This is a genomic window from Pseudomonadota bacterium (assembly GCA_026388255.1).
Taxonomy (GTDB): Bacteria; Desulfobacterota; Syntrophorhabdia; order Syntrophorhabdales; family Syntrophorhabdaceae; genus JAPLKB01.
Map to the genome: position 1 here is coordinate 1 of JAPLKC010000052.1, position 10,425 is coordinate 10,425.

Here is a 10,425-nt window from a genome sequence, read left to right on the forward strand (position 1 = left end):
ACTGGTTACTTCCCGTCTTAAACCCTTCGTTGTTGACGGAAAACCCATTGAACAGGTAGGAATGCCGTGGCATTTCGGTTACGCCGGTATGGCCACAGGAGACAGCGCCAACGTCCTGACCCCGGAATCATTAAGTCCAACATCAAACATCCCTGAGTACAAAGCATTCCTTTGTAATGTTGAGAAGGGAGGTAACAGGTCATGAGCGCAACAAGAGATTTTTCCCAGGATAGAACATTTCTGATAGATATGACAAGATGCACAGGCTGTCGTGCCTGCCAGGTGGCGTGCAAACAATGGAACCAGATGAAGGCTGAAAAGACCGTGTTTTTCACAGGCGAAGGTTACCAGAACCCGCCTGCTATGTCCGAATACACCCTTACAAAGGTCAAATTTCGCGATTATGAAAAAAACGGCCATAACCAGTTCGCCTTCTACAAAGAAATGTGTATGCATTGTAACGAACCTGCATGTGTGTCTGTATGCCCTGTCAGCGCCTTTATCAAGACCCCCGAAGGCCCGGTTGTTTACGACACCAAGCGTTGCATCGGTTGCCGCTTTTGTATGGTCGCCTGTCCCTTTGGCGTGCCCAAATACCAATGGAGCAAGGCCCTGCCCTTAGTGGTAAAATGCACCGGATGCTACAGTCGGCTTAAGGCAGGACTTAAACCTGCATGCGCAAAGGCATGTCCCTCGGCTATCTCCTACGGCAGCCGCACGGACATGATTCAGGAGGCAAAACGGCGTCTTGCAGCAAGACCTGACCGTTATTTTAATAAGATATATGGACTCGAAGAGGCTGGCGGTACCAGCGTATTATATCTTACAGAGCAGCCTTTCGATGACCTCGGATTCAAGCATGTCACCAAACGTCCCCTGCCCTCTCTCACATGGGCAGCCTTGCGTTTTGTGCCAGGCGTATTCCTTACTATGGGTGGTTCATTGGCCTTCATCTCCTGGCTTACCCACAGAAAAGACCGGTTGCGTAAAGAAGAGGAAGCAAAAAAGTCCGCGACAATTCAGCCAGAGGAGGGTGAATAATGTCTGCTATAGCAAGCATAAAACAGGAGATTAAAGGGTATCATATGTTTATTAAGACACTCATGCTTCTGGTTGCAGCCGGTGTGCTCGCTGCTGCAGCCCGTTTTATCTTCGGTCTCGGCACTACCACAAACTTGAGCGATGTATATCCCTGGGGGCTCTGGATTTCCTTTGATGTTGTAACATCCGTTCCTTTAGCGGCAGGCGCTTTCGTTTTGGGTGCAGTGGTTCACTGTTTTCATATTAAGAAACTGGAGCCGTTGGTTAGACCTGCAATCGTAACCGGTTTCCTCGGCTATTCCCTTGTATGTATTGGTCTTATACTTGATCTGGGACAGCCCCAGCGGGGATGGCATGTTTTCGCATATCCTAATCTGCATTCACCGATGTTTGAAGTAGCCCTTTGTGTCATGTCTTATACGACAGTTGCATGTCTTGAGTTTCTTTCACCTGTATGCGAAAAATTCGGGTTTCATATACCGCTTCGCCTGCTCCGCACCATAGAGGTGCCTCTAATAGTTCTAGGAGCGGCAATTGCTACGCTACATCAGTCGACTATCGGCACCTTCTTTCTCATCGCCGTAGATAAGCTTCACAACCTTTGGTACAACCCGCTCCTGCCGATGCTCTTCTGGATCTCGGCTGTTTTCACAGGCCTCGCCATTGTTATTGTTGAAGCCATCATGGTACACCGGTATCTGAAACAACCTGATGAAACAGAGTTGCTTGCCACGCTGACGAAAATCATCCCCTGGTTTCTCGGAATCTACCTTTTCATCAAAGTCTATACCCTCTTCTTTCTGAGTGCAAGGCCGCTCTTTGATCGTCCAGGGCTCACAATTCTTTTTCTTATGGAGGTAGTACTGGGCATCATAATCCCTTTAATCATGTTTATGAGCAAACGCATAAGGACCGACAGCCGGTGGCAGTTGCGCGCTGCAAGCATGGTCGTTTTTTTCGGTCTTGTGCTGAACCGATTCAATGTCTCCATGTTCGGCTTGATCCAGAAAGACCAGAAGATATATTATCCATCATTCCTGGAATCGGTTGTGACAGTTGGGATCATCGCAGCCCATATACTGTTTTTTGCTTTGATAGCAAGGTACTTCCCGATTTTTGAGCACCACCCCGAAGAAGTTGATTACTCAATTCCCGACCGTTTTCACCGGATCGAGAAACACCCTGTAACTGAAAAAACTATATAACTTGACATCATTGGATTCCCACAGTCTTACCCCTGGGAATCCAATCTTCGTTGGCCGGAGTTTATTCCAATTTTAAATCAAAGATGTAATGAACTCCCCCGCAATAAATTGTGGGGCAATCAAGGCGGCAAGGAAGAGGTGGCGTAGACACAAGCGAAGCGAGTTGAGGGGTTGGCCTGGGCGCCCGCTTTAGCGGGTCGTAGCTTGATGCCCGTGGAGGGGGCCGCTTGCGGGTGTTCCAGAAATAGCGGAGACGATGACAAAGCCAGCGATGATAGCGCTTTGATCTGGAATTGGAATTACTCGATCATATATTTCTTTACCTTGGAGATCAGGTTAATCCGTGATATGCCAAGAATCTGCGCTGCCCTTGTTTTGTTTCCGCCAGTGTGATGGAGGATCTTCTTGATATGCTCCTTTTCGACGTCAATCAAAGCTTTCAGCGGTATCTCCGCCAATCCGTCATCAATCATCGGTGCGCTTTCGAGGAAATAATTGGGAAGAGATTTCTTTCTTAATTCGTTCGTAGATTCAACAATAACACCACTATTGATTATGTTCATCAACTCCCGGACATTGCCGGGATAGTCGAAATGGGACAGGAGCTTCATGGCTGCTTCGGAGATTTTCTCTATTTTCTTATCGTTAAGTTCGGAGAACTTTCTGAGAAAATGCATGCATAGCAGGGGAATGTCGCCTTTTCTATCCCTGAGGGGAGGGAGATAAACTGAATTCATATTCAAACGATAGAAGAGGTCTTTCCTGAAGTCTCCCGTTTTTATCTCCTGGTGCAAGTTCTTATTGGTGGCGGCAATAATCCGCACGTCGACTTTCAGATTCTTGGTGGAGCCCATGCGAAAAAACTCCCCTTCCTGCAAGACTCTAAGGAGCTTCACCTGTATGGGCAGGGCCAGCTCACCAATTTCATCAAGAAAAAGCGTGCCCTTGTCCGCTACTTCCAGAAACCCCCTTTTCTGTGTTGTTGCCCCTGTGAAGGCACCCTGATTGTGACCGAAAAACTCAGAGGAAAAGAGCTCGTTGGCAAATGTGCCTGCATTCACGGCAACAAAGTTTTCCTTATTTCTTTTGCTGATTTTGTGTATGGCCCTTGCGATAAGTTCTTTTCCTGTGCCGCTCTCACCCCATATTAGTATACTGTTGTCCGTCTGGGCCATCTTTTCAACAACGGAGAAGATGTTGTGCATTTTCTCATTCTGGGTGATAATATCCTTGAAGGCATCCGCAAATTTCAGATCGGGGGATACGCGGACCTCCTGTTCAATAATCTTCTGGTTTTGCCTGTTTTCCATGGCGGCGTTGATCAAATTCAAAAGTTGTTCCGTATCAACAGGCTTGGTTAGATACTCGATTGCCCCGAGTTTCATCGCCGAGACGGCAAGGGCCACATCCTCCACACCGGTGAGGACAATAGTCTCCACATCTACGTTGTTTTCCTGGATATGTCTCAAGATGTCCAACCCGGTGACTTCGGGCATATCCATGTCTAGCAACAGGATGTCGTACTGATTCGCAGCAAGCTCGCTGTATGCTTTCGTACTGTTGCTAAGCGTCTTTATGTCAAACGTACCTGCCTGGAGCAGAAAAATGTTGAGATAGTTCAGCACGGCCTGATCGTCATCTATGACGAGAATCTTGTTCATTTGCCCTCCTCAGGGCTTCTTGGAAGGTAGATGCAGAAGGTAGTACCAATACCCTCTTTGCTCTCCACATCAATTCTCCCCTGGTGCTCCTTGATGATACCATAGGCTATGGAAAGACCAAGGCCCGTACCTCCACCCGTACCTCCCTGGTGTCTTTTGGTTGTAAAAAAAGGGTCAAAGATCTGTTTTGCGGTGCGTTCACCCATCCCCTTCCCATCATCCCTAACCCGCAGCATTACCTCTTTTTCGTTGAAGCTGGATAGAACGTGGATAGTGCCTCTCGGCTTCTCAATAGCCTGAGACGCATTAATGAGGATGTTCACAATAACCTGCTGTAATTTTTGGGAGTTCCCTACCACAGTGGGCAATTTGGGATCGAAATCGATCTTCACATCGGCCGTTCTTCGAATCTGATTATCCACCAACCTCAAGCACGCCTCCGTAATACTATTAAGGCTGACGACCTCATTCAGAAATCCCTCATCGCGTTTAGCAAACTTCTTTAGCCCATCCACGATGCCTTTGATCCTGTTGGAGCCCTGCACCATGTCGTCAATCAGTATGGGGATGTTTTCTTTGAAGATGTCATAACTGAGGCGCGCGATCTTCATATCGGGATGGGATTTATAATAGGCGTTTAGGATGGGGAAAATATCATTCATGGCCTCCTGAACAATATGCAGATTTCCACGAATGAAGGTATTCGGGTTGTTTATCTCATGACCAATCCCGGAAACGAGTTGGCCCAGCGAGGTGAGCTTATCGGCCTGGAGCAACTGCCTTTCCATGTTCTTTTCTTTGGTAATAACCCGCGAGATTTCGAGGGTACCCGTAACCTCGCAGTCAGGTCCAAAAATCGGGTATGCCTGGAGCAGGTAATACTCATCACCTACCACCTTTTCCTGATTTACCGATGTTTTTTCTTCAAACACCCTCTCTGCCAGACAATCCTCACAGCGTTGATCCTGGCCAAAAACTTTTTTGTAACACTTGCCCTTGTTACCAATGGATTTCTGGTTTGACATAAGGATGTTAAAGTCTGCATCAAGAACGACAACCGTATCGGTGATCGTCTTGAATAGAGCCTGGAGCCTCGTTTTGCTCTCCCTCAGCTTCTCAGTCAGGGTCATCAGTTCCTGGTTCTTTTTCATGAGAAGGTTCTTCTGGTTTTCGAGATCGACAGTTCTCCCAAGGACTTTTCTCTCCAGGTTTTCATTCTGTTCGATCAGTTTTCTCTCCAGTTCCTTTCGGACCCGGATATCCTTGTACCCTGTTTCCACAAACTTTTCGCCGTCCATGTCGATGAATAGGCATGAGGCGATGACAGGTATCGGATTCCCGTGGCGGTCCATGACGGCGAGGTCAAGCGCCTCTATCTTTCCATCTTCCTCAAGCTTCTGGAAGATTACGGGCCTGACCGCAGGATTTTCATACAACCGGTCTCTCACGTAGTTGAGATGCACCGAGCCGTCCTCAGGATAGTCAAGGAGGCGGTAAAACTCTCTGTTGGCCTTGACGATATCGCCGTTCAGCCGTGAGATGATGAGGGGGACTGGCGCATCTTTGAAAAAATCTTCGTACTTTTTCTTCGAGTTTTGAAGTTCTGTTGTTTTCTTTTCTACCAGTTCTGTGAGATTGCCCACATACTTTTGCTTCTCTTCAATAAGCTCCTGAAGTTCGTCTACATATTTTTGTAATTTAGCGTGGAGTTCCCGTCGCTCTACGTATTTAGATATTTTGCTGCTTACCTCTTCGATAAGCCTTCTCTCCTCTTCCAGAAACGGGGCATCTTCCTTATAGTACACCTCGACAGAGCCCCTCTTCTTCCCCGATACGAGAATCTCGGCGGTCAGCGATGCTGCGACCTCTCCCTCAGATGCCGACTCTGCCGAGTATTCGGTCCCGTCAAGCCATATAGCGGCAGCGGCAATCTCAGGGAATTGCAAACCCTGAACCAGGTGGGTGGCCGTCTTTGTCAGATTCTGTGCAAGGTCACCGTCAGATCTTATCTCAGGGCCTATGTTGTACAAACATTCAAGCTCCTGAACCCTTTTCTTCAAATCACTCTCAACGTTTTGGAGATTCCGGGAAGACTTCATGCGGTTCCTCTTCTTAGATTCTTTATTTATAACAATTTATCATATCATAACCAGCGCTAAAATGCACATTCCGACACACCCACCGAATCCTTCTTTCACCCTCTTTAGAATGGAATAAGCGGTTCGGTGGGCATCGGAGGATGTTTTTATTCTTATTCTGCAAGTTTGCTCTTTATTTTCATATTATAGTAGTTCTCTGTGAACAGGTATGGTTTCTTCTCCAGATTCACAGGGAGTGCTTCGATCATGGCAGCGCTGAACTTTCCTTTGCCGTTTCCTGTCATAAACTTCTTCTCGAATAATGCCTTTCCCCAGGATGTGCCGGGGGCTATATTGCGGTAGGCAGGATTGTCCTCTTTAATCTGCTCTGCAATATCATTTACAGATCCGAAGGTTAAAGGAATATTCAATTTCCCGGCCAGCTTGCATATAATCTGCCAGTTTTCCATACCGGTCTTCGGTTCAAAGACCTTGGCAAATGTCTGCACCATCCTGTCGCACGCTGTATATGAACCGGACGTCTCAACAGGTACAGATGCCGGAAGCACCACATCTGCCTCCATGGCTGTTGCGGTGACGAAATTATCGACAACAAGCAGGAAGTCTGCGTTGCCCGTGAATCTGAGATTGGACGGTTCGTTCAGGGGGTCTTCCCCAAATATAATGAGCGCCTTTATTTTGTCGTTTTCCATGTCTGCTTTAATGTCCACAGGCTTGAAGACGGACTTTAGGTCCACGCCCCATTTAGTGCCGAGTTTCTTGATGCGGGCAGTGTCCCGGAAACGGATATTCCCCGGCAGATATTTTGCGTCGACGCCCATATCAAGGAGACCTTGAGAGTTTGCATAATCTCTCAGGATGACAATACCATTTCCAGGCTTTCCGATTCTTCCGGTAAGCATCATCAGGTTCCCGATTGCCTTCAGATCATCACAAGATTTTTCCCACAAAGAGTCGATATTGTACATGACAATTACATTCTTATCGGGTGATGCCAGCAGGTTGCACAGTTGTACAATCTTCTCATCTTCCACTCCTGTGGTTTCTGAGACTGCACCCATATCCAGGTTGGAAACCGACATCTTGAGTTCCTCGAATCCTTCTGTACGGCTTTCAATAAAATCAATATCTCCCAGCCCTCTGTCAATAAGTGCCTTACAGATCATGTTTAGCAGCGCGGTGTTTGTTCCACGCTTTGAATTAATCCATAAATCAGCGAACTTGTTCAGCGCCGTTTCAGAGGAATTGACGGTCACCAGATATGAGCCCCTCTTTTGAGCGCTTTTGACTTTCAGTTCTGCAATAAGGTTTTCTTCTGATATATCCGCATTGATTACCAGAACAACATTGGCTTTGTGTAGATCGTCCATAGTAGTTGTAGAGACGGTTACCCCGAACATATCGTCAAGGCTGTCCTGCTCTACGCCGTTTAACAGGTTAGTGAAGCTTCCAATGTTATTCGTTTTGAGTCCTGCACGGACAAATTTCTGGAGCAGATAAAGTTCTTCATTGGTCATCCTCGGAGACCCGAAAACGGCAACCGACTCAGGACCGTAGGCCTTAATAATCGCATCCAGCCTCTGTGCCGCATAATCGATAGCTTCGTCCCACGTGGCATTCCGGTGTCCACCCTTCTTTTTTATAATTGGGGTGAGGAGCCGGTCTTTATCTATCATATATCTGTACCCGAACCGCCCCTTTGAGCATAGATACCCTTTATTGTGGGAAGTCTCGTCTACATTTGCAACGGTGAAGCAGTGATCATAGAATACTTTGTAGCTCATGTTACAACCTAAAGAGCAGAAGCTACAGATAGACTCAACATTCCGCGAGTCCCAAGGACCTGGTTTGCGGAAAGGCAGTTTCTCAGTAATCGCCCCGGTAGGACAGGCAGCGATGCAGTTCCCGCAGGAGATGCAACTTGTTTGCAGAAGTCTTTTCTCCATCGACGGTTTGACCACTGATTTGAAGCCCCTGTACACAAATCCAAGGGCTGAAACTTTTACTATCTCGGAGCATGTACGCACACAGCGGCCACAGGAAATACATTTGTTCGGATCAAGGGAGATAAGCGGATGGGATTTATCAATCTTGAGTCTCCTCACATCACCCAGAAACTTTGTCAGATCTACACCGAAGTCTGTAGCATACTTTCTCAACGCACAATCGAAATATGCAGAGCATCCGCATTCCAGACAACGGGATGTCTCATTGAACACCTGTTCCTCGGTAAAGCCTGTCTCAACCTCTACGAGGCTTTGAATCCGTTCCCTAACTGGAAGCTCAGGCATTCTCTCTTTTTCTATTTTTGCCATGGGGAGGAATTCGCTTTCAGCGATCTCTCCAAAACTGTCTTTCTTACTCAAAAATTCCTTTTGTCTTGGTTCCATCTTGCCGGTGCGGAGAAAATCATCTATCGATTCAGCGGCCATCCTCCCGTGTGCAATGGCATCAATGGCCACTGCAGGACCTGTAATGGCATCGCCTCCTGCAAATACACCCGGAATAGATGTTTCAAAGCTTTCCTTGCTGGCCACAATTGCATTCTGTCTTGTAGCCTTAAGCTGGCCTTCAGCAGTCATAGACCCGAGTTCTATATCCTGGCCGATGGCAGAAATTACGAAGTCGCACTTCAGATCATACTCGGAACCTTTCATAGGAACAGGGCTTCTCCGACCTGAAACATCAGGCTCGCCAAGCTCCATACGGATACAGGTTAAGGCATCCAGGCGACTTTCTTTTGTAACAATACCCGTACCTCTTCCAGGGCAGCATCTATTTCCATATCGTGGGCAGGCATTTCTTTCCGGGTTCTACGGTATACAATGGTAACTTTGTCTGCGCCCATTCTAAGTGCAGTACGGGCAGCATCTATCGCAGTATTTCCTCCGCCTATGACTGCAACCCTGCCATAAAGTTTGGGCTGGTTGTCTGTCTGCATCTGATAGAGGAAATCGGCCCCTTTGATCACGCCAACCGCGTCATCCTCACCTTCAACCCCCATTTTCTTTGCTTTCTGGGCGCCAATGGCAATAAAAACAGCATCAAAGCCCATCTTCTTGAGAGAGTCGAAGTTAATCCCGTTCCCGAAGGCCACATTGGTCTTTACCTCAACGCCCAGGTTCGTTATCCACTGAATCTCCCTGTCGAGCATCTTTTTGGGCAGACGATATTCCGGAATCCCATAGCGTAGCATGCCGCCCAGGTGCTGTGATCTTTCAAATATAGTCGGGGAATACCCCTTGAGGGTAAGAAAGTAAGCACAGGTAAGACCGGCAGGCCCACCGCCTATAATGGCAACCTTCTTTCCATTTCTCGGGGGAACCTCCGGGTTCCAAGGATCCTCGATATCGATATCGGCAGCATACCGTTTCAGGTAATCGATTCCTACCCGGTCATCGACCCTGTTCCGGCGACAGGCAGCCTCACACTCCCTCACGCAGACCCGCCCGCAGACGAGAGGCAGAGGATTCTTCTCTTTTATCAGTTTCACCGCCTCTTTGTACTTACCTATGGCCATAAGGGCAATATAGCCCTGTATGTCGACACCTGCCGGACATGTCTGAGTGCATGGTCCGAGGCAATCGGCATAGTGATTTGAGAGCAGGAGTTCAAGTGCTGTTTTTCTTGACTCCCTGATTCTGTCATTATTCGTATAGACGGCCATCCCGTTCGAAACCGGGCTCGAACAGGATGGGACGAGTTTCTCAAGCCCTTTTACTTCCACCACACAGAGATAACAGGAGCCGTAAGGGGGAAGCTTAGGATCGTAGCAGAGAGTCGGGATGTCGTCGATCTTGTGCTCTCGGATAACCTCCAGGATCGTCTGATCCGGATTGACCGTATATTCCTTGTCGTTTATTGTGATATTTAGTTTTTGAGTCATACTCGATTCTCCATTATTTAGTTTTTCACAACAGCTTTAAACTTGCAGGTTTCAAAGCACTTGCCACATTTTACACAGAGTGCGGTGTTTATCTCGTGAGGTTTTTTCTTTTCTCCGCTTATAGCTTCCGCGGGACAGGCCTTTACGCAGAGGGTGCAACCCTTGCAAGTATCTGCCTTTATTGAGTACGTAATCAGAGCAGAGCAACTGTGTGCAGGGCATTTTTTGTCGCGGATATGGGCAATGTATTCCTCAGGGAAATATTTCAAGGTTGTCAACACAGGATTGGGGGCTGTCTGCCCGAGACCACAAATAGTGTTATTCCTGATCTGATAGGCAAGGTGCTGGAGAAGATCAATGTCGCCTTCCTGCCCATTCCCGTCAGTAATCCTTTCCAGGATTTCAAGCATCCGCTTTGTGCCTATGCGGCAAAAGGTGCACTTTCCACAGGATTCGTCCTGTGTGAACCGGAGGAAGAACTTGGCCATATCCACCATGCATGTAGTTTCGTCCATGACCACAAGACCGCCGGA

General features: G+C 47.7%; 8 protein-coding genes. 3 read left to right on the plus strand and 5 right to left on the minus strand.

Annotation, left to right across the window (positions count from 1 at the left end; genetic code table 11):
• The 3 genes from NT178_06930 to hybB form a co-directional block, all read left to right on the plus strand.
• Positions 1–205 (plus strand): hypothetical protein (locus NT178_06930; protein MCX5812262.1); only part of this gene is annotated, 205 nt, incomplete at its 5' end.
• A complete protein-coding gene (locus tag NT178_06935) occupies positions 202–1,041 on the plus strand; it encodes a 4Fe-4S dicluster domain-containing protein (GenBank protein MCX5812263.1) in 840 nt (279 codons plus the stop codon). The genes NT178_06930 and NT178_06935, both read left to right, overlap by 4 nt.
• Positions 1,041–2,246 (plus strand): Ni/Fe-hydrogenase cytochrome b subunit, encoded by a 1,206-nt coding sequence (gene hybB, locus NT178_06940; GenBank protein MCX5812264.1) that lies wholly within the window; start codon positions 1,041–1,043, stop codon positions 2,244–2,246. The genes NT178_06935 and hybB overlap by 1 nt, the downstream gene beginning before the upstream one ends.
• A 299-nt stretch (positions 2,247–2,545) precedes the next feature.
• Here the strand turns inward: hybB and NT178_06945 are convergent, their stop codons facing one another.
• The 5 genes from NT178_06945 to NT178_06965 all read right to left on the minus strand — a co-directional run.
• Positions 2,546–3,907 (minus strand): sigma-54 dependent transcriptional regulator, encoded by a 1,362-nt coding sequence (locus NT178_06945; GenBank protein MCX5812265.1) that lies wholly within the window; start codon positions 3,905–3,907, stop codon positions 2,546–2,548.
• Entirely contained in the window at positions 3,904–6,006 is a 2,103-nt protein-coding gene (locus NT178_06950; GenBank protein ID MCX5812266.1) for an ATP-binding protein, read from the minus strand. The genes NT178_06945 and NT178_06950 overlap by 4 nt, the downstream gene beginning before the upstream one ends.
• Before the next feature lie 152 nt (positions 6,007–6,158).
• A complete protein-coding gene (locus NT178_06955; GenBank protein MCX5812267.1) occupies positions 6,159–8,663 on the minus strand; it encodes a molybdopterin-dependent oxidoreductase in 2,505 nt (834 codons plus the stop codon).
• Positions 8,664–8,722: 59 nt separating this feature from the next.
• Positions 8,723–9,892 (minus strand): FAD-dependent oxidoreductase, encoded by a 1,170-nt coding sequence (locus tag NT178_06960; protein ID MCX5812268.1) that lies wholly within the window; start codon positions 9,890–9,892, stop codon positions 8,723–8,725.
• Positions 9,893–9,909: 17 nt separating this feature from the next.
• Positions 9,910–10,425 (minus strand): 4Fe-4S binding protein (locus tag NT178_06965; GenBank protein MCX5812269.1); only part of this gene is annotated, 516 nt, incomplete at its 5' end.

Excerpts from the sequence above, each read along its gene's own strand:
- NT178_06960 (MCX5812268.1), bottom strand. The coding sequence starts at position 9,892 with ATGACTCAAAAACTAAATATCACAATAAACGACAAGGAATATACGGTC.
- NT178_06955 (MCX5812267.1), bottom strand. The coding sequence starts at position 8,663 with ATGAAAGGTTCCGAGTATGATCTGAAGTGCGACTTCGTAATTTCTGCC.
- hybB (MCX5812264.1), top strand. The coding sequence starts at position 1,041 with ATGTCTGCTATAGCAAGCATAAAACAGGAGATTAAAGGGTATCATATG.
- NT178_06945 (MCX5812265.1), bottom strand. The coding sequence starts at position 3,907 with ATGAACAAGATTCTCGTCATAGATGACGATCAGGCCGTGCTGAACTAT.
- NT178_06935 (MCX5812263.1), top strand. The coding sequence starts at position 202 with ATGAGCGCAACAAGAGATTTTTCCCAGGATAGAACATTTCTGATAGAT.
- NT178_06950 (MCX5812266.1), bottom strand. The coding sequence starts at position 6,006 with ATGAAGTCTTCCCGGAATCTCCAAAACGTTGAGAGTGATTTGAAGAAA.